21 protein-coding genes and 1 pseudogene are annotated in these 19,027 nt (G+C 62.6%); 11 read left to right on the forward strand and 11 right to left on the reverse strand.

Annotated elements, in window-relative coordinates:
- Nucleotides 1–23: 23 nt before the first annotated feature.
- From X760_RS61325 to X760_RS61335, 3 genes are read right to left on the reverse strand one after another with little or no spacing between them, the layout of a single operon-like run.
- A complete protein-coding gene (locus X760_RS61325; protein ID WP_023720539.1) occupies nucleotides 24–2,303 on the reverse strand; it encodes a xanthine dehydrogenase family protein molybdopterin-binding subunit in 2,280 nt (759 codons plus the stop codon).
- A gap of 3 nt (nucleotides 2,304–2,306) precedes the next feature.
- Nucleotides 2,307–3,329 (reverse strand): xanthine dehydrogenase family protein subunit M, encoded by a 1,023-nt coding sequence (locus tag X760_RS61330; protein WP_023720540.1) that lies wholly within the window; start codon nucleotides 3,327–3,329, stop codon nucleotides 2,307–2,309.
- A gap of 1 nt (nucleotide 3,330) precedes the next feature.
- Nucleotides 3,331–3,945, reverse strand: coding sequence for a (2Fe-2S)-binding protein (locus X760_RS61335; protein WP_023720541.1), 615 nt, complete (start codon nucleotides 3,943–3,945; stop codon nucleotides 3,331–3,333).
- Between the two features lie 176 nt (nucleotides 3,946–4,121).
- Between X760_RS61335 and X760_RS61340 the strand changes: the two genes are divergently transcribed.
- Nucleotides 4,122–4,565 (forward strand): PPC domain-containing DNA-binding protein, encoded by a 444-nt coding sequence (locus X760_RS61340; protein WP_023720542.1) that lies wholly within the window; start codon nucleotides 4,122–4,124, stop codon nucleotides 4,563–4,565.
- Nucleotides 4,566–4,575: 10 nt separating this feature from the next.
- Here X760_RS61340 and X760_RS61345 read toward each other — a convergent pair.
- Nucleotides 4,576–5,835, reverse strand: a pseudogene (locus X760_RS61345) (DUF763 domain-containing protein).
- 201 nt (nucleotides 5,836–6,036) lie between these two features.
- The gene (locus tag X760_RS61350; protein ID WP_031194456.1) at nucleotides 6,037–6,741 is read right to left on the reverse strand and encodes an MgtC/SapB family protein; all 705 of its coding nucleotides are present in this window, start codon (nucleotides 6,739–6,741) and stop codon (nucleotides 6,037–6,039) included.
- Between the two features lie 225 nt (nucleotides 6,742–6,966).
- On the opposite strand from X760_RS61350, the gene X760_RS77290 reads away from it, so the two are divergent.
- Complete coding sequence (locus tag X760_RS77290) at nucleotides 6,967–7,134, forward strand: hypothetical protein (protein WP_023720543.1); 168 nt, start codon at nucleotides 6,967–6,969, stop codon at nucleotides 7,132–7,134.
- Between the two features lie 30 nt (nucleotides 7,135–7,164).
- Nucleotides 7,165–8,163, forward strand: a complete 999-nt coding sequence (locus tag X760_RS61355) for an ATP-dependent DNA ligase (protein WP_023720544.1) — start codon at nucleotides 7,165–7,167, stop codon at nucleotides 8,161–8,163.
- A 141-nt stretch (nucleotides 8,164–8,304) separates the two neighbouring features.
- Here the strand turns inward: X760_RS61355 and X760_RS61360 are convergent, their stop codons facing one another.
- A complete protein-coding gene (locus X760_RS61360) occupies nucleotides 8,305–8,832 on the reverse strand; it encodes a ferritin-like domain-containing protein (RefSeq protein ID WP_023720545.1) in 528 nt (175 codons plus the stop codon).
- Nucleotides 8,833–9,001: 169 nt separating this feature from the next.
- Nucleotides 9,002–9,733 (reverse strand): Crp/Fnr family transcriptional regulator, encoded by a 732-nt coding sequence (locus X760_RS61365; RefSeq protein WP_023720546.1) that lies wholly within the window; start codon nucleotides 9,731–9,733, stop codon nucleotides 9,002–9,004.
- A gap of 495 nt (nucleotides 9,734–10,228) precedes the next feature.
- Between X760_RS61365 and X760_RS61370 the strand changes: the two genes are divergently transcribed.
- Nucleotides 10,229–10,426 carry a hypothetical protein gene (locus tag X760_RS61370; RefSeq protein ID WP_023720547.1) on the forward strand — a complete coding sequence of 66 codons (198 nt, stop codon included), beginning with the start codon at nucleotides 10,229–10,231 and terminating at the stop codon, nucleotides 10,424–10,426.
- Between the two features lie 148 nt (nucleotides 10,427–10,574).
- Here X760_RS61370 and X760_RS75030 read toward each other — a convergent pair whose 3' ends face one another.
- Nucleotides 10,575–10,739: a DUF3309 family protein gene (locus X760_RS75030; RefSeq protein WP_023720548.1), complete on the reverse strand. Its 165-nt coding sequence runs from the start codon at nucleotides 10,737–10,739 to the stop codon at nucleotides 10,575–10,577.
- Between the two features lie 275 nt (nucleotides 10,740–11,014).
- Between X760_RS75030 and X760_RS61375 the strand changes: the two genes are divergently transcribed.
- The gene (locus tag X760_RS61375) at nucleotides 11,015–11,326 is read left to right on the forward strand and encodes a hypothetical protein (protein WP_023720549.1); all 312 of its coding nucleotides are present in this window, start codon (nucleotides 11,015–11,017) and stop codon (nucleotides 11,324–11,326) included.
- 77 nt (nucleotides 11,327–11,403) lie between these two features.
- Here the strand turns inward: X760_RS61375 and X760_RS61380 are convergent, their stop codons facing one another.
- Nucleotides 11,404–11,634 (reverse strand): hypothetical protein, encoded by a 231-nt coding sequence (locus X760_RS61380; RefSeq protein WP_156948137.1) that lies wholly within the window; start codon nucleotides 11,632–11,634, stop codon nucleotides 11,404–11,406.
- 281 nt (nucleotides 11,635–11,915) lie between these two features.
- Between X760_RS61380 and X760_RS61385 the strand changes: the two genes are divergently transcribed.
- Nucleotides 11,916–12,434: a DUF4142 domain-containing protein gene (locus X760_RS61385; RefSeq protein ID WP_245278645.1), complete on the forward strand. Its 519-nt coding sequence runs from the start codon at nucleotides 11,916–11,918 to the stop codon at nucleotides 12,432–12,434.
- 237 nt (nucleotides 12,435–12,671) lie between these two features.
- The gene (locus X760_RS61390; RefSeq protein WP_023720552.1) at nucleotides 12,672–12,914 is read left to right on the forward strand and encodes a hypothetical protein; all 243 of its coding nucleotides are present in this window, start codon (nucleotides 12,672–12,674) and stop codon (nucleotides 12,912–12,914) included.
- A gap of 100 nt (nucleotides 12,915–13,014) precedes the next feature.
- On the opposite strand, the gene X760_RS61395 is transcribed toward X760_RS61390, so the two are convergent.
- Entirely contained in the window at nucleotides 13,015–13,857 is an 843-nt protein-coding gene (locus tag X760_RS61395; protein ID WP_348633242.1) for a DUF1236 domain-containing protein, read from the reverse strand.
- Between the two features lie 96 nt (nucleotides 13,858–13,953).
- Between X760_RS61395 and X760_RS61400 the strand changes: the two genes are divergently transcribed.
- The 4 genes from X760_RS61400 to X760_RS61415 all read left to right on the forward strand — a co-directional run bounded on the left by X760_RS61400 (nucleotide 13,954) and on the right by X760_RS61415 (nucleotide 17,251).
- Complete coding sequence (locus X760_RS61400; RefSeq protein ID WP_023720555.1) at nucleotides 13,954–14,253, forward strand: DUF1236 domain-containing protein; 300 nt, start codon at nucleotides 13,954–13,956, stop codon at nucleotides 14,251–14,253.
- Nucleotides 14,254–14,566: 313 nt separating this feature from the next.
- A complete protein-coding gene (locus X760_RS61405; protein ID WP_023720556.1) occupies nucleotides 14,567–15,415 on the forward strand; it encodes a MetQ/NlpA family lipoprotein in 849 nt (282 codons plus the stop codon).
- A gap of 134 nt (nucleotides 15,416–15,549) precedes the next feature.
- Nucleotides 15,550–16,614, forward strand: a complete 1,065-nt coding sequence (locus X760_RS61410) for a methionine ABC transporter ATP-binding protein (protein ID WP_156948146.1) — start codon at nucleotides 15,550–15,552, stop codon at nucleotides 16,612–16,614.
- Nucleotides 16,595–17,251 (forward strand): methionine ABC transporter permease, encoded by a 657-nt coding sequence (locus tag X760_RS61415; protein WP_023720558.1) that lies wholly within the window; start codon nucleotides 16,595–16,597, stop codon nucleotides 17,249–17,251. Before X760_RS61410 ends, X760_RS61415 begins: the two co-directional genes overlap by 20 nt.
- Before the next feature lie 32 nt (nucleotides 17,252–17,283).
- Here X760_RS61415 and X760_RS61420 read toward each other — a convergent pair whose 3' ends face one another.
- Nucleotides 17,284–19,026 (reverse strand): hydantoinase B/oxoprolinase family protein, encoded by a 1,743-nt coding sequence (locus X760_RS61420; protein WP_023720559.1) that lies wholly within the window; start codon nucleotides 19,024–19,026, stop codon nucleotides 17,284–17,286.
- Nucleotide 19,027 lies beyond the last annotated feature (1 nt).

Genomic DNA, 19,027 nt, shown 5'->3' on the forward strand with positions numbered 1-19,027 from the left:
GAAGCCGGGCTGAGTTGGAGAGGTCAGACGATCAGGTGATCGATCCTGATCGGCAGGTCGCGAATGCGCTTGCCGGTGGCGTGGTAGACCGCGCTCGCGACCGCCGCGGCGGTCCCGACATTGCCGAGTTCGCCCAAACCCTTGACGCCGGCCGGGTTCACCTCGTGGTCAATCTCCGGAACCAGTATCACTTCCAGCTGCTTCACGTCGGCGTTGACCGGCACGAGATAGTCCTGCAGGTCGCGATTGACGTAGCGCGCATGACGCTTGTCGATTTCCGTCGCCTCGTGCAAGGCTTGGCCGATGCCCCAGATCATGCCGCCCATCAGCTGGCTGCGAGCGGTGCGGGTGTTCATGATGCGCCCGGCGGCAAAGGCGCCGACGATGCGCGGGACGCGGATCTCGCGCGTATGGCTGTTGATGCGCACCTCGACGAATTCCGCGCCAAAGGCGTATTTCACCGAATCCTTGTCCTGGTCGCCGCCGTGGAACTCCGATTGCCCGGCATAGAGCTTCTTCAGCGCCTCCGGTGACGATCCCTTTGGCGCGAATTCGGCATATTCCTCGATCGCACCGATCTGCATCGTCTTGAAAACATCCGACAGCTTGGCCGATTTGCCGTTGTCCGCGACGATTTTCTCTTGGCTCATTTCAAGCTTGGCGTTGCCGGACCCGGCCAGCGGCCCGGCTTCGGCGACGGCCGCGGCGAAAAGCTTTGCGCGGACGGCATCGCAGGCCTTCAGCACCGCCGAGCACACGCTTGCCGTCGAAATCGACCCGCCGGACACCGGTGCCGGCGGCAAGGCGCTGTCGCCCATTTCGACGCTGACCTTGTCCATTTCTATCCCGAGCCGTTCGGCTGCCATCTGCGCTGCCACCGTGCGCACGCCGGTGCCGATCTCATGCGAGCCGCATTGGACGCGAACCTCGCCGTCAGTGGTCAGGCGGACGCGGGCGGCGCATGGCGCAGCCGCCGTCGGATAGATTGCGGTGGCGCAGCCCATGCCGACCAGCCAGTCGCCGTCACGCATCGAGCCAACCGCGGCCTCGCGCTTGGACCAGCCGAAGGCCTCGGCGGCCTGGTCGTAGCATTTCACGAGCGAGCGGCTGGAGAAGGGCTTGCCGCCGATCGGCTCCTTCTGCGGCTCGTTGACGCGGCGGAACTCGACCGGGTCCATGCCGAGCGCCACCGCCATCTCGTCCATGGCATTTTCCAGCGCATAGACATAGGGCGTCTCCGGCGGCGAACGCATGTAGCCAGGCGTATTGCGGTCGGCATGCACCAGCGAGACGTGGGTCAGCACCGAGCCGTAATCGTACATGCGTCCGGTGGCCGAAGTGCCACCGACGACATAGGGATCGGGCCGCGACGTGACTTCCCAGCCTTCGTGTGCAAAGGCGGTGATGCGGCCGTCCTGGTTTGCGCCGATGCGGATGCGGTGCCGGGTCTCCGCCCTGTAGGTCTGCGTGCCGTACGCCTGAATGCGGCTGACGACGCAGCGCACCGGCCGGCCGACGCTGCGGGCCGCAACGGCAACGATCGCCGTGCGGGCCGTCATCGGCCCCTTGGAGCCGAAGGCGCCGCCGACATAGGGACTGACGATCCGCACATTGGCCGGATCGATCTTCAACTGCCGGGCGAGCTCGGCCTTCCAGCCGGTGACGTTCTGGCTCGGTTCATAGACCGTGAGCTGATCGCCCTGCCAGACCGCCGTCGTCGAGAACAGCTCGATCGGGTTGTGGTGCTGGGTCGGCGTCGAATATTTCTCGTCGATCTTCACTGCGGCTGCGGCATAGGCAGCATCGAAGTCGCCGGCTTTGACGTCCTCCTTGAACAACGGACTCTTGCCGGCGGCCGGCTCCATCTCCGTTCCCCTGGAATCGAAGCCGGCGCTGGGCGTCTCTTCGGCGTAGTCGGCGCGGATCAGCGCCGCGGCTTCCTCGGCCGCCTCGAATGTTTCGGCCACCACCAGCGCGATGATCTGGCCGTCGTGGAAAATGGCCTTGTCATGCAGCGGCGCGATCGAACTTGCACCGGTGTTGCCGAATTTCGGCTTGTCGATGCCGTCCATGTCGCCGACGCTGACGATATCGAGAACGCCGGGCACCTTACGCGCCTTTTCGAGCCGGACGGCGGTGATGCTGCCCTTGGCGATGCTGCTGGTAGCAAGTGCGCCATAGGCCATATTGGCGGTTGGAAGATCGGCCGAATAGCCGGCCTGTCCGGTGACCTTCAGGCGGGCATCGATGCGCGGAACGGGATTTCCCATATTCTCTTTCGGCGCGGGAGCAGCTTGGTTCATGGGTCAGACCTTCATGTCGCGCGTTTCGAGCAGGGCCCGCACAAGCGTGCGCTTGCCGAGCGGTATCTTGAACGCATTGTGTTCGCGCGGTTTCGCCTCGGCGAACGCGGCTTCGGCGGCAGCTTCGGCCGCCTCATCGTCGAGTGCCTTGCCGCTGAGTGCTTCCTCGGCCGCCCTGGCCCGCCATGGCACGGTTGCCACGCCGCCAAGCGCGATGCGCGCCTGGCTGACGGTGTCGCCGTCCATGTCCAGAGCCACGGCCGCCGAGGCCAGCGCGAACGCATAGGACTCGCGGTCGCGGATCTTCACGTAGCGTGAGCGGCGGCTCCAGGCGCCAAGCGGCACCTCGATGGCCGTGATCACCTCGTCAGGGGCCAGTTCGGTTTCAACGTTGGGCGTATCTCGCGGCAGGCGATGTAGCCTCGAAAACGCTATCTTGCGCATACCGCGCCTTGCCTCGACCTCGACCGTCGCGCCGAGCGCGATCAGCGCCTGGGCGAAATCGCCGTGATAGGTGGCGATGCAGGCGTTGCTGGTGCCAAGGACCGCATGTTGCCGGTTGAACCCTTCCATGGCCGCGCAGCCGGAGCCCGGCTCGCGCTTGTTGCATGGCCAGGAGGTCTCGCGAAAATACTCGCACCGCGTCCGCTGCAGCACATTGCCGGCCAGGCTCGCCATGTTGCGGATCTGGCCGCTGGCGGCGAACTTCAGGCTTTCGGCAAGCATCGGGCAACGGCGCTTGATCTCGCCTGTGTCAGCCGCCTCGCCCATGCGGACCAGCGCGCCGAAGCGGATGCTGTCGTCGCCGACCTCGATCTGTCGCAGGGCCCTGTCACCGAGACCATTGAGATCGACCAGCCGTGCCGGCTGGGCCACGCCAAGCCTCATGTAGTCGGCCAGATTGGTGCCGCCGGCGATGAATTGCGCGGCGGCCTCGGTAGGCGGAACACCCTCTGCGGCAAAACGGGAAGCAATGGCGGCCGCCGCGGACACGCTGGCCGGTCTCTCGTAAACGAAGGGACGCATCTCAGGCTTTCCTTGTTTCGTCCTGGGCCTGCATGATGGCCGCGACTATGTTGGGGTAGGCAGCACAGCGGCAGAGATTACCGCTCATATACTCGCGGATATCGCCCTCGGAGCCGGCATGGCCTTCGTTGATGCAGCCAATGGCGGACATGATCTGGCCGGGCGTGCAGTACCCGCATTGGAAGGCGTCATTGTCGATGAAGGCCTGCTGCATCGGATGCAAATTGCCGTCGGCGGAAGCGAGCCCTTCCACCGTGGTGATCTCATGGCCCTTGTTCATCACGGCAAAGCTCAGGCACGACAGTACCCGCTTGCCGTCGACAAGAACGGTGCAGGCTCCGCACTGGCCATGGTCGCAGCCTTTCTTGGTACCCGTCAGGCCGACATGGTCGCGCAGCGCGTCGAGCAGGCTGGTGCGATTGTCGAGGGCGAGATTGTAGGGCTGCTTGTTGATGCGCAGTGAAATCGCCGACAGATCGCGCGGCTCGGCCGAAGCGGCAGGTTGCGGGGCGGCAGCTTTTGCCGACGTGGCCATGAGCGGCCCTGCCGCAGCCGCCGAAACGGATCCGGTCATGAAACTGCGTCGGCTCAGGCTGGCAAGAGGGGTTTCGGACATGGCTGGCTCCCGGCTGGCTGGGTCTCAAGCCGGCCGAACCAGTCACGCAAGGCAAGGTTCCTCCGCCTCACGTGGCTGTGATCCTATGTTCATCCGAACCGTGCCGGGGAACTCTCGAGCCGGCTTGCCGTTCAACCCCGATCGGACAGAACCGAAATGGCGTCTGGAGCGAGATCATGAAGTCACAGATTGTTGCCGAAAGCGCCGGCCAAAGAACGTTCGTCGTTGTGCTTGATCCCGGCGAAGAGGCGTTTGCGCAGCTGACCTCGTTTGCGGCCGACCACGGCGTTGGCAGCGCGTCGCTGACCGCGCTCGGCGCTTTCGAAAGGGCAACTGTCGGCTGGTTCGACCCTAGGGAAAGGACCTACCGGAAAATTCCCATCCGGGAACAGTGCGAGGTGCTGAGCGCGATTGGCGATGTTGCCATCGGCGACGACGGCAAGCCCAGCCTGCACGTCCATGCCGTGCTCGGATTGAGCGACGGCAGCACAAGGGGCGGCCATCTGCTGGACGCCATCGTTCGCCCGACGCTCGAGGTCACGCTGGTGGAAACGCCTGGTCATCTCCGCCGCAGGCACCGTCCCGAGCTCGGTGTCGCGTTGATCGACCTGGAGGCTTGATCCGAGCCGATCACTTCGTTGATTTAACTGCGGTCGTTTCGGGGGCGACTTCCCAACCGAAGACGCTGCGGCCGCCGAGCAGATGCGATTGCTCGAACTCCCCGGCGACGATTTCCTTCAGGCTCGGCCCGGTGGCATAGCGCTCGACTTGCCGCGACTGGTCGTCCAGCCGCCGCAAGGCGCCGATCTCTTCCTCACGGCCGAGCCTGCCCTTCTGGACAGCCGACTTCAGCACGCCGATCGTCTCGTCATAGACCTTCAGCGGCACAGGGAACGGATGCCTGTCCTTGCCGCCATGCGCCAGCGAGAAACGTCCTGGATCGGAAAAACGGCATGGCGCGCCATGCACGACTTCGGCGACCAGCGCCAGCGCCCGCACCGTGCGCGCGCCGACGTTGGGCACCAGGAGAAGGCCGGCGAAATCCGTCGGGCCGCGCTCGGCCGCCGCCGCGATGTTGCCGTGCAGGCGGCGCATGACGACATCGCTTTCGCGTACATCGTGGTGCCCCGGCATCACCAGATGCGGCAGCAGCTTCTGTGCCGGCTCCGGCACTGGCGCCGAACCCCGCTCCAAAGCGGCAAGCTCCCTCACGATGCGATCCGGTCCAAGATCGTGCAGAAGGTCCAGTTGTCCCTGGCGCGACGCTTCGGCGCGGCGGTCGGTCAGGTTGACGATCTCGCCCTGGTTGGCGCCTTCGATGGCGGCATGCGGCTGGTCGACAAAGCTCTTCAGGCCCTCCGACAGCCAGTGATAGCGGCGCGCCACCTTGCTGTCGCCGTTCATGCCTTGCTGCACCACCACCCACTGCCGTCATCGGTGACGATGAAGCCGTGCAGATAGAGATCGAAACCGTCCTGGACCGCGGCGCTGTCCACCTTGGCGACAAGCCGGCTGGCAGTCGCCAGGCCCTGCCCGTCGAGGCCGACACGCTCGCCGATCAGGGCAAGCTCGTGCGGGGTCTTGCGCGAATGCGCGCCGCGGCCGCCGCAAACGTGAATGCCGAGCTCGCTGGAAAGCGGCGACAGGCCGCGCTTCAAGGCACCGACGACGCTGGTGGTGATGCCGGAGGAGTGCCAGTCCATCCCCATCACGGCGCCAAAAGACTGGAACCAGAACGGATGCGCCAGCCGGCGCAGCAATTCATCGGCCGTAATGGTGGATGATCGCCTCGCACATGACCGCGCCAAGCCGCGTCATGCGGTCGCCGAGCCATTTCGGCACGCGCCCGCCGTGAAGTGGAAGGTCAGCACTTCCCGATCGCTGTGCCACGCTCTTTTGCTTGCTCCTTGAGTCCTGCCTCGACAGATAGGTATCGAAAGTGCCGCGAAGAAGCGATGGCCTGATTCAGGCCGCGATCGTTGCGAGCCGCTAGAGCACTTCCAGGAAAAGTGTGAAACGGTTTTCCGTCCGGAATTGCGCAGAAACAAAGCGATAGAGCGGTTCGGCGTTTCCGTGAAACGATGAACCGCTCTACCGGGCAGGCTCGCTGAGGAGATCAAACTTCTGGATCTCGCAATGCTCGCCCACCGATGCCAGCAGATCCATTGGCGGTGCGCCAGTGTCGGGCCGCCTCCAACTGATCTCGAACGAGAACACAGGGTCCTTGAGATCTGGGCGCCTCTCTATTGCGACGAGGCGTGCCTGGTAGCCAAGCGGCCCGATGAGCGCATCGAGCTCCTGTCGAGCCGCGGCCTTCCACGTCAGTGCCAACTGGGCATGGTGTTCGCGCGACATTCGAAGGTCCACCCATTTCAGGACCAGCAAAGTGGCCAGCGTCAGCGCCGTGCCGGCCGCGCCCAAGCCGTATTGGCCACCACCGAAAGCCAATCCGATCGCCGTCATCACCCACAACGTGGCCGCTGTGGTGACCCCGCTGACAAGATTGCCGCGGCGAAGAATGGCGCCACCGCCGATAAAGCCGACGCCGGTCAACACGCCCAGCGGAAAGCGCAGGACGTCCATCGATGCAAACGAATCCGGGTGCTTGCCAACGGTCTCCAGCAGAATACTGGCCTGGATCATTGTGATGGCGGCGGCCAATCCCACCAGCACGGTGGTGCGTAGCCCCGCCGCGTGCCCGCGCGCCTCCCTGTTGAGGCCTATCAAAAGGCCTGCGAGCGCGGTCAGAAGCAGCCGTGCCGCGATGTCTTGCCAAACCGGAACAACGAGGAGCATCGCGGTCACCCGTCAGGCCAAGCGCTGCTGGCCTGGATTGGCGCCAGGGTCAAAGCGAACAAGGGTAACAGCGTCTTCATCGCAAATTCTTTTCGTCGATAAGCAACAAACGATGCGCTTAGGTTTTGGTTGCGCAGCCGACGATTCACCTCGGCTATGGGCAGCGACGGAACAAAACCTTCGGCCCGGGGTTGGTGGGTTCACGCCAACGAAGGATTTTCAAACATGGTCCGCTTGCTGGTTGCCGGAGCCGTCGCTTATCTGGCCTATCGCATTACCAAGGAGATCGGCGGGTCCGACGAAGTCGATCCGCTGTCGCCTGCGCCCGACCAGACCGGCCGCAAGGTGGCGAGGCGGCAAAGCAGGGCCCAGGGGAATGGCCGACGGCGGTAGCGAATGCCTCAGCGGCGGCGCGGACCAGCCATGACCGCATTTCCGTTGCCGCTCGACCTTCGTCCGATGGAAGCCAAAGCCGCCGACGCAATTCCTGGCGGCGACGGGCTTTGGCAGTACGAACCGAAATGGGACGGGTTTCGGTGCCTCGTGTTCAAGGGTGACGATGCCGTCGATCTGCGTGCAAAATCGGGCAAGCCGCTTGGCCGCTATTTTCCCGAACTGATCGCGGTGCTGCGCGATGTGAGGTCGCGACGGTTTGTTGCCGACGGCGAGATCGTCATCGAGGTCGACGGATCGTCCTCGTTCGAGGCCCTGCAAATGCGCCTTCATCCAGCCGAAAGCAGGATCCGCAAGTTGAGCCTGGAGACGCCTGCCATGCTGGTCCTGTTCGATATGCTGGCCGAACCCGGCGGCAAGATTATCATCGAACAACCCCTCACCGACAGGAGACGGGCGATCGAGGCCTTTGTCGCGTCGGCGGGACGGCGCGAACTGCGCCTGTCCAAATGCACGCACGATGCCGCTACCGCCGAGCGCTGGCTGCAAGGCGCCGGCCATGGCTCGACCGACGGTGTTGTTGCAAAACTGATCGCCGAGCCATACCAGCCCGGCGAGCGCGCCATGGTCAAGGTCAAGCGGCTGCGCACTGCGGATTGCGTGGTCGGCGGCTTTCGCTATCTCGCCGGCAGCAACGAAGTCGGATCCCTGCTGCTTGGCCTCTACAATAACGAAGGCAGGTTGGACCATGTCGGATTCACCTCGACCATCGGCAAGGACGACAGGGCGGCGCTGACCAGACGGCTGGAAAAACTGCGGGCCAAACCGGGTTTCACCGGCGAGGCGCCGGGCGGGCCAAGCCGCTGGAGCACGGAGCGCAGCGCACAATGGGAACCGATAAAGCCTGAACTGGTGGTCGAGGTTCGTTTCGACCATGTGACAGGCGACCGGTTCCGGCACGGAACCAAGCTGTTGCGCTGGCGGCCGGACAAGGAGCCCCGGCAATGTACGTTCGAGCAGATGGAGTAAGTCCCGCCGGAGGCAACGCTTCAAGGCGCTCTTGGTGTTCCGTTCTGCCGCCTACGACGGAACCGATGCAGAATTCACTGGTTCGCCGCACTAGCCGAGCCTCGGCAATCCATTGCCGAGGCTCGGGATGCAGTCTGAAAATCAAGCGGCTTCTTGCATTGCGCGTTCGTTGACACCGCTTTCGCCGAGCTTGGAAAGCGCTTCGTCGGTCGCGACCTCTTCCTTGAGTGTTGCCCTGAGCAGTTCGACAACGTCGCTCTTGCCGAGTTCTTCCGCCCATGCGATCAAAGTGCCGTAACGAGCGATCTCGTAATGCTCGACGGCCTGCGCCGCGCCGACAAGCCCGGCGTCGAGCGCAGGAGCACCGTTATACTCCTCGAGCACTTCCGAGCCCTCTTCGATGATGCCGTCAATCGCTGGACAGGTCTTGCCGCGGGCCGGCTTGCCGAATTTCTCGAACACCTCCTCCAGGCGATCGACATGTCCTTCGGTTTCCATGTGGTGTTTCTCGAAGGCGGCAGTCACTTCTTCCGACTCCGCGCCCTTGGCCATTTTGGGCAACGCTTTCAGTATCTTCTTCTCGGCGTAGTAGAGGTCTTTGAGCCCGTCGAGGAACAGGTCCTCGAGGCCCTTGCTTGCCGCCTTCGCGGCCTTTTTCGTAGTCGGCATGGTCGTCTCCCGGGAGTTGGTGGCAGCCTCGCAAAGTAGAGGCGTCCGATAACCCTCCGATGGGAAACAAGTTCCCTGACGGTTCAGGAGCTTTGAAAATTTTTCCGACGGCACTTGTGTCGTATCGCAAGGGGCCTCGACCTGCGGTAGCAACAGGCGAGAAAAGCACTCAGCGCTCGCCGGTATGTCCGACCAGGCGGATATATTCGGCCTCGGCCAGGCCGTAGCCGCCATCCGCTAGCGAAACGAGACCATCGCGGTCGCGGATAATGATTTCGCCGCGGCGGGACCGGATGAGCCCTCGGCCCTCAAGCAGCTGGAGCGCGACCGTGACGCCCGGACGTCTTACGCCGAGCATGATCGACAGGAATTCGTGGGTGATCGTCAGCCGGTCGCCGGCCACCCGATCGTCACACATGAGCAGCCAGCGCGCCAGCCGGTCTTCAAGCTTCGATCGCGCGTTGACCAGCGCGGTGTAGCCGGTCTGGATATGCAGACACTGCACGTAGCGCAACAAAAACAGCCGCAATGTCGGGCTTTGCGTCAGCGCTGCCTTGAATGGCTCGGCATCTATCCTGGCGGCTTCTCCCGCCAGTTGCACATAGCAATCATGGACCATGCGGTCGTCGCCCATCACCAAGGCCGAGCCGGTCATACCTTCCAAGCCAATGAGGCCAACTTCCGCATCGCTGCCATTCGGCATTTTCGCAACCACTGAACCAATGCCGTCCTCGACGAAATAGATGGCCTCGATCGGTGATCCGGATACTTCGAGCGATTGCCGCAACTCCAGCGAACAGCGCTCGATGTGCGGCTCGAGAAATGCAAAATCGCCGGCGCTCATCCGGCGCAACAGCTTGTTTTTGAATAGATTTTGATTGGAAATAGCTGGATCAGACATAGCTGGGCCCAAAACAGGGCAAGAGCTTTTTGATCTCCCAGCCGTCCGCGCCCGGTATAACCTGCTGACGATACGGCTTATATAAGCGCTGAAAGGTATGGAGCCTACTAAATAAATGAATTCGATGCACGGCAGTTTCTCCTGCCGCTTGCCTACGAAAACATCTGACTGAAAGTTAGAGTTGAAAACGTACCAAAGGTGCTTGGTACGAAATCGATAAATCAAAAATGTCGGGCGCGAAAGAGCCCGTCGCGAGGGATGCAACGGGCTCCATTCGGGCGTCGTGGGCTACGCCCAGTGATCCAAATGAGGGTGGCTTGGATCACTACAATAATGCAGGTGAAAGGCAGTCGTTCCCGATCTGTCCGCTCGGTAATTTCCGTACATTGAGTTTGGAGGCAAGCGGCGCTAATTGAATTTGAGTCATCCACACAGGCATGGCGAGTGGATGCTTGAAAGACGCTTCGCGCTTTCGCCCTTTTCAGGGAGGATGGCATGTCGATGCATGGTGCAGCAACTCCAGCCGAACTGAGCGTGCTGAGAAAAGCGCTCGACGACTGCTGCCGCGAGTTGGGTGTTGCGGACGACAGTCCGGTCCGCGAGCGGTTGGCCGCCCGTATCATGTCGCTGTTCAACGAGGGCGTGCTAAGCGCCGATCTAAAGGAAGCACTGGCCGCCGATCGCCAACACTAAAGCTGCTGCTATGGCGGGGTCCTCGGTGTCGAAGGGTCCGACGCCAGGTCGGCCTTTTTAGCCAGAGTCCTAGAGACTTTTCGTCTATTCACGACAAAACGCCCGCCGCTTATTACCCGGCGGCAGGCGTTTTGTCGTGAGCGTGACGCTAAATGCGCCCAAGCACGACCAAGATGATGACGATGAGCAGCACCAGGCCGAGGCCACCGCCACCGTAATAGCCGGTGCCGTAGAACGGTCCGCCGCCCAAGCCGCTGAAGCCGCCAAGCAAGGCAAGGACCAAGATGATGATGAGAATGGTTCCAAGGCCCATGATGTCTGCTCTCCTTGTTTGCGCTGCCGCCATTCGCATCAGCGCGTTCGCATTGTACAAAGGTATGAACTCGCAAGGAGCATTCCTGTTCCGGCGGGACAGCAAGGCGCACGCTCATGCAGCGAGGAAAACGCCGGGCTGTGCAATGGCGCGCCGGCCACCTTGAACACCTGAGAACATGCTGAATTCATAGGAAATTTGTCGGAACCTTCGCCCGCCCGAACGGTTGTTTTCGTAGTCGCAACGCGACGACCCTCGTAAAAAGGAGAAGCATCATGCTCACGAAAATTCTCGCAGCTTCGGCGCTTACGATCGGTCTGGCCACGTCAGCGATGGCCCAGAACGTCGGCGACCCCTCCGGAGCCGCTGCCGACGGCAGCGGGCGGACGGTCGTAGTCCCGGATAATGGCGGCCCTGACACCGGCACGGATTCGACCATCACCAACAGCATTCGCGATTTCTCAACGACGAATTCGAATGCCGACCGGAATTGCCCGCCGGGCCCGCAGGGGGCTCTGCCCGATGCGACCGGCAAGGCTCCGGGAACGATGGCGCCGACGGTGAACGATAACCACTGCGGCAAGTAAACGCCCTGTGATCATAGCCTGACGAGGCTGCGGAGCGTGCGCTCCGCAGCCTCGTCAGTTTGCCATGAATCAGCCGCCTAACGGCCGCGGTGGTCGAAGCTGACGGCGATCTCCCGACCGTCCAGCGCCCGAACGATGAAGCCAACCAGCTCCTCGTCGGTTTGCCGGCACCAAGGAAAGCGTCTGCGCAAATCGGCTATGACGACGGTGGTCGAGAGAATGTCGCCGGAATGGTAGTCGGCCATGATGGTGTGAACGGCAGCGTCGGTATCAATACCGATTCCTAGCGGCGACCTGATCTGCCCCACGGAAGCCTCCACCCATCTCTCCCAGCCAACGATAGCAAGACTGCGGCAAAGCGAAAGAGCTTGTACGATTCCGTACGATCTCGCGGCTTGCGTTGCACTTTGCGCGACGCGGCCGGCGTCCTTTGTTTTGCCTTTCCAAACCATTGTTTGGCGTCGCAGCGGCTCTGGCCGCCGCGACCAGGCAACCTCGCCGCAGCTTCCGCGTTGAGCCATCGGAGGGATGACATCAGCCTCGGAGAACTTCCATGAAAACACTTCTATCCATCACTGCGGCAGCGCTGATGGCCGGCGCGCCTTTGGCTGCTTTTGCCCAATCGGCGACGCTGACACCTCTGACGACCGACACCATGAGCAAGGTTGACACGGCGACGTTCGTGAAGACGGTGCCCATCGCCAATACATTTGAAATCGAGTCGAGCCGACTTGCACAGAAGCAGGCGACGGCCGACGATGTGAAGGCCTTCGCGGCGCAAATGGTCACGGACCACACCAAGGCCGGCGAGGACTTCAAGGCGGCGCTCAGCAAAGGTCAGACAACTTCGGCCACCACGCCGGCCGGCCCGCCGCTGGACACCAAGCACCAGGCGTTGCTCGACCAACTCAAGGAGGCCAGCGGGGACAGCTTCCAATCGAAATATATCGACATGCAGACCCAGGCGCATAAGGAAGCGGTGGCGCTGTTTTCCGCTTACTCAAATTCCGGCGACGATCCGGCGATGAAGGAGTTTGCCAAGAAGACGCTGCCGGTGCTGCAAATGCACGAACGTCACGTGAAGGATCTCGCTGCTGCGCATCAATGAGGGCGAAGACCGCCTGCGGTCTTGCCAACGGAAACGCCCCGGCATGAATGAAGCGGCTGTCGTCCGGCCCGGAACAAAGCACCGAGAGTGCCGTTATTCACTTGGCTTATTCCGGGGAGTATCCAATGGAAGGCGGCATTCGCGAGGCGCCAAGGGCATTAGCGCTGGGTTTCGGCGCCATCCTGGTCGCCGCTGTCACAGGCTGAAATCGCTTTCCGAACGGGACAGGCTGCCTTCATGCGCTACGGCGAGATATTTGCAAATGTTACGGCACTCATGTTGCTGGCCTTGATGATTGGCGGCGTCTTCGTCCTGTTTGGAGAGCCGCTGTGGCCGCGGCACTACGCGAGAATGGTGCTAGTTACGGATATCGAGGGCATGACCACCGCGTCAGTCCGAACAAGCTGCGTGCCCAGTCCATGCCTGCCCGACACCATCGATCACACCGTGCTCACTCCTCGCCCCGAGGACGGACCGTGATCTGCGATTTGCAGCAGACGCGCAGCGAGGAGATGCGGAAAGGGCCGCCACGCGACCTGCGCGACGGACGCTTTGGTTCAATCAAACCGTCTGGCCGCGACTAGGTCAGGATAATCACGATCTTGTAGGTATTCGGGTCGACGATGACGATCCGACCATCGGCGAGCACGAAATACTCATAGCCTTCGTAAGCCGGAACGATCTTGACGATGCGCGCCGGCAGACGATGCAGCCGGACCTTCTTCCGCGGAACCTCGATGCCGACAGAGATGTCGAAATCGACGCTGGAAACGGGTTGGACGTTGGTCTCCTTGATGACCTGAGTGATCTGGGTTTTCTGTTCAACGGTCACATTGCTGATGGAAGCGGTCGAACTCTGGTCCTGCGTCTGCGTAGAAGCATTGCCCTGAGTCTGCTCGGTGGTCGTGGTCCCAGTCTTGCCCTGAGCCTGCTCCTCGGTCTTCATTTTCGTGTTGCCTTGGGCCTGCTCGGTAGTGGTGGTTCCGGNAGTCTTGCCCTGAGCCTGCTCCTCGGTCTTCATTTTCGTGTTGCCTTGGGCCTGCTCGGTAGTGGTGGTTCCGGTTTTGCCTTGGGCCTGTTCCTCGGTCTTCATCTTGGTGTTGCCCGTGGCCTGCTGGTCGGTCGTGGCGCCGGCCTTGCCTTGGGCTTGCTCGTCGGTCTTCAGCTTCGGTTTGCCCTGCGCCTGTTGATCAGTCGCAGCGCCGGCCTTGCCCTGAGCCTGCTCGTCCATCTTGGCGCCATTCTGGCAATTGGCAGCGCCGGCNCCGCAGCTGACGCTGATTGCTAGCAAGCTGGTGATCAGAACGCCTTTCATGAGAGATCTCCTTGGAAAATGCGTCCCTTCACCGCGTAAAACTGCGGCTAAAAAATTTTGTTCCAAACCAATGGAGCGAAACGGCAAGCGATCCGAGCGGCGGAACAAGCTCCACCTGATGACGTTACCCGCCTATAGCGACCCCGCTGCGAACAGCATGACGCGGCGCAGCGCAGAGGTGGCCCACCACGAAAGGAGACAATCATGAGCATGCATCTTTCGGCAGCCGCGGCTGGGTTCTTGCTGCTTGCGGGTATTGGCGCCGCTGCCGCTCAGGACGTGGTCATCGAACCGCAGCAGGAGACGATCGTACGCGAGTATGTGAAAAAGCAGCCTCTGGCGTCCGTCCAGCTTCCCGGCGTGGAGCTCAATGTCGGCTCGACCGTGCCCGATACCGTCGAGCTTCATGAGGTTCCCGACGTCAAATACCGCTATGTCGTCGTCGACAACCAGACCGTCCTGGTCGATCCGGGCACACGCAGGATCGTGAAGGTCATCCAGTGAGCAATGCGCGTCGTTTTTTGAAGGGACATGCGGCGCGTCCTGCATTGTCGACATCCCAAACTGGTGCCCGTGCCTGGGCATTCGGACGCAGAAAGGCCCGCCGTTCCGACGCACGGCGGGCCTCATAGCGGAGTCAGCGCGCTAGGCGGCAGCGTCCTGTGCTCGCTAGGCCAGAAACTTTGACAGAATATTCCAGGCTCCTCATTTGGCGGGAAATACCGTTCTTTGATCTGGCGATCAGCATTTCCGATGATGCCCGCAAGGCTTCGCATTCCGCTTGGCCGCAATGATTTCAAAACCGATGGGATTGACCATGCCTGGGACTATCAACACTTTGCTTCCATTCTTCTCAGCAACTATAAACCGGCGCGCCGGTCTGGCTGTACTTTTCGCGTCGGCGGTTGCGATTGTCGGCCTTGCTGCGCCGTCGTTCGCCGAAGACAAGACGGCGGTCAAGGTCGGCATCATGAGCGGCGAGGACGAGGATGTGTGGCGGGTCGTGACCGCCCAGGCGGCGGAGAGGGGGCTGACGATCGAGACCGTGGTGTTCAACGACTACACCCAGCCGAATGAAGCACTCGAGCGTGGCGAAATCGACGCCAACGCCTTCCAGCACAAGCCCTATCTCGACAACCAGATCAAGACGCAGGGCTATCACATCGTCCCGGTCGGCTATACCGGGGTCTGGCCGATCGGCCTCTATTCCAAGAAGTACGCGAAGATTGGCGACTTGCCCGAAGGCGCCGTCGTCGGCGTGCCGAACGATCCGTCCAATGAAGGGCGCGCGCTGCGTGTCCTGCAGAGCGAAGGTCTGATCAAGCTCAGGGAAGGAACCGGCATTCTGGCTACGACGACCGACATTGCCGAAAACCCGAAGAAATTGGTCGTCAAGGAGCTCGACGCTGGCATTGTCGGGCGCTCGGTGGAAGATCTCGACGGGGCCGTGGTCAACACGGATTGGGCGCTTAAAAGCGGCCTCACATCGGAGAACCGCATCGCCCAGGAGGCGGTGGCCGACAATCCCTACCGCAACTTCATCGCGGTCAAGGCCGGCAATGAAAACCAGCCCTGGGTAAAGACATTGGTCGCCTCCTACCAGAACGAAAAGGTGAAGGCCGAATTCGACCGGGTCTACAAGGGAACCGGCATCAGCGCCTATTGATACCGAGCTCGACTTGGCGCTGAAGCCCGGCATGATAAAGCGGTCCGCGCTCCAACGCGGACCGCGATCGCGTTTTGCGGGACACCAATACAGGAACTTTCATGAACCAGCATTTCGCCCCGGTCACCGAAGTCATGCATCCCGTCGGCAGCCGTTCCGCGGGACCGCACGATGTCGTACGCCTCATCGAGCTGAAGCGCCGCTTCGGCGCAACAGCGGCGCTGGACGGCGTATCGCTCAGCGTGCGCCAGGGCGAGATCCTCGGAATCATCGGCCGGAGCGGCGCCGGCAAGTCGACGCTGATACGCTGCCTAAACGGCCTGGAGCGGCCGGATACAGGACAGGTCTTCATCGAAGGCCGCGACATCAGCCGGCTCGGCGAGCGCGAATTGCAGCCGCTGCGCCGGCGTATCGGCATGATTTTCCAGCATTTCAACCTGCTGTCCGCCAAGACGGTCGAAGACAATGTAGCGCTGCCGCTCAAGATCGAAGGCCGGCCCAGGGCCGAACGCCTGGCGCGCGCTGCCGAGCTGCTCGAGCTCGTCGGCCTGTCGGAGAAGGCGAAAGCCTATCCGGCGTCGCTGTCGGGCGGACAGAAACAGCGCGTCGGCATTGCCCGGGCGCTTGCGGCGCGCCCAGCGCTGCTGCTGTCGGACGAAGCGACCTCGGCGTTGGACCCGGAGACGACGCGCTCCATCCTTGCCTTGCTCAGAGACATCAACCGGCAGCTCGGCCTGACCATCCTGCTCATCACCCATGAGATGGAGGTGATCCGTTCGATCGCCGACCGGGTCGCGGTGATCGACGCCGGACGAATCGTCGAGCAAGGGCCGGTGTGGTCGGTGTTTGCCGATCCGAAGTCGGCGATCACACAAAGCCTGCTCGGCGGCATCAGGCCGCAATTGCCGGCGGAGATCGCAAGCCGGCTAACGCAGAACGCCGGCGTGGAGGCGATCCTCAGGATCGACGTGGCGGGTGAGGCCGCGCGAAGCCCGCTTTTGTCCGATCTTGCCTCGGCAGTTCCCGGCTCGTTCCGCCTCGTTCATGGAGGCATCGATCACGTCCAGCAGCAGCCTGTCGGGACGCTGTTCGTCGCGGTCGCCGGTAGCAATGAAGCTCACCTGGCACAGGTGATCGCGTTCTTGAAAGCCCGCAATGCGCGGGTGGAGGTGCTTGGCCATGTCGCCAATTCTGTTTGAACTCCTGCTTCGATCCATCTGGGAAACGATCCTGATGACGGCCGCCTCCGGCCTCATCTCGCTGGTTTTCGGGCTGCCGCTCGGCCTGGCGCTGGTCGCCACCGACCGCGGCGGCATCGCCGAAAACCTGTGGGTGAACCGTGCGCTCGGCGCGGTCATCAACGGTTTCCGCTCGGTGCCTTTCATCATCCTGCTGGTTGCGCTGATCCCGGTGACGCGGCTGATCGTCGGCACCTCGATCGGCACATGGGCCGCCATCGTGCCGCTGTCGATCGCGGCCACGCCCTACTATGCCCGGATCGCCGAAGTGTCGCTGCGCGAGGTCGACCACGGGCTGATCGAAGCGGCGCGCGCCATGGGCGGCAACCGCTGGACGATCATCCGCGAGGTGCTGGTGCCGGAAGCGCTGCCCGGCATCGTCGCCGGCTTCACGGTGACGCTGGTGACGCTTATCGGCGCCTCGGCCATGGCCGGCGCCATCGGCGCCGGCGGGCTGGGCGACCTCGCCATCCGATACGGTTACCAGCGCTTCGAAACGTCAGTCATGATCGCCGTGGTCATCGTCCTGATCGTCCTGGTCTGCGGCATCCAGTGGGCCGGCGACCGGCTGGTCGCGAGGCTGGATCATCGGAACTGAGCGTGGCACAGCGGAGATGCTGGCCAGCATCGTCAGCCGGCGCGCTTCTTTTCGGTCGCTGCCCGGTCAATCGCCAACCCGTTCGCCGACAGCGCGACGCCGAACTTTTCGCCGGCTTCTGCGGGTGTGTAATAGCCTAGGGCGATATCCCGAGCGACCAATTCCGGATCACGCTGCCAGGGATTGCCGTAGCCGCCGCCGCCCGGCGTGCCAACTCGCACGCGGTCGCCGGCCTTCAGCGCGATGTCCTGTTCCTTGGAGAGGTGCGGCGGCACATGGGCCTCACCGTCGCGGAACACGGTCACCGTGTTGACCGCGCCGTCCTTGCCGCCGAGCGCGCCTTGCGGGCCGAAACGGCCATGGTCCATGACGAAGGAGGCGCGGGCGTCGCCACGCAGGATCTCGACCTCATAGGCGAGGCCAAAACCGCCGCGATGCTTGCCGGCGCCACCCGAGCCTTCGCGCAAGGCATAGTGGCGATAGAGCACAGGGAAAGCCTGTTCCATGATCTCGACCGGCGGCGATTTGGAAATGCCGATGGTCGAGCAGCCATTGGTCAGGCCATCATGATCGGCATTGCCGCCATAGCCGCCGCCGGATATCTGGTACATGACGTAGTCGCGGCCACGGAGCGGATCGTTGCCGCCGAGCGCGAAATTGCCGCTGGAGCCGGCGGGAGCCGCAGTCACCCTGTCCGGCAGCGCCTGCACCATGGCCGCGAACACCGCCTCGGCGATGCGCTGCGAAACCTCGGCCGCGCAGCCCGATACCGGCCGCGGATATTTGGCATCGAGGAAGGTGCCTTCTGGCCGCTTGACGATGAGCGGCTCGAAGGCGCCGGCGCTGATCGGCACGTCGGGGAAAATGTGGCGCATGGCGAGGTAGACCGAGGACAAGGTCGTCGCCAGCACGCTGTTCATCGGCCCGGCGCAGGGTTTTGACGAGCCTGAGAAGTCGAAGCGGAGCGTGTCGCCTTTTTTCTCGACGGCAAGCGCAATGGTCAGCGGCTCGTTCACCACCCCATCGGAATCGACGAAGGCCTGCGACCGGTAGATGCCATCGGGAATTGCCGCGATGTTGGCACGCATCTGTTCAGCGGCCCGGCGGCGCAATTCGGCGATTGCTTCGACGACTGTTTCGTCTCCGTAACGATCCGAAATGCCGTTGAGCCGGTCCTGGCCGATCAGCAGTGCTGCCGCTTGCGCGCGGATGTCGCCGATGCGCTGGTCGGCAACCCTGATGTTCGAGCAGATGATGGCGTAGATCTCAGGGTCGAGCACGCCCTTCTTGAACAATTTCACCGGCGGCAGCCGCAAGCCTTCCTGCTCCACCGCAGTCGCCGAGGCGGAGAAGCCGCCCGGCACCGAACCGCCAATGTCGGGCCAATGGCCGGTGTTCGACAGCCAGCAGAATATCTTGCCGTCGCGATAGACCGGCATGGCGAAGCGCACATCCATCAGATGGGTGCCGCCGAGATAAGGATCGTTGACGATGTAGATATCGCCCGGCTCGGGCGGCAGGCAGCGTCCGTCGGCGATCATCTCGATCACCGTTTTGGTCGAATACTGCATGACGCCGACGAACACCGGCAGGCCTTGGCTGCCTTGCGCGATCAGCGAACCATCGACTGCCGAATAGATGCCGTCGGAGCGGTCATTGGCCTCGGCGATGACGGGCGAGAAAGCGGCGCGCGAAAACGTCAGGTCCATCTCGTCACAGACCTGCTGCAGCGCCGCCTGGAGGACCGAAAGGGTGATGGCGTCGAGCTTTTGCATC

Origin of the sequence: Mesorhizobium sp. LSHC420B00 (genome assembly GCF_000503055.1) — a bacterium.
Taxonomy (GTDB): domain Bacteria; phylum Pseudomonadota; class Alphaproteobacteria; order Rhizobiales; family Rhizobiaceae; genus Mesorhizobium.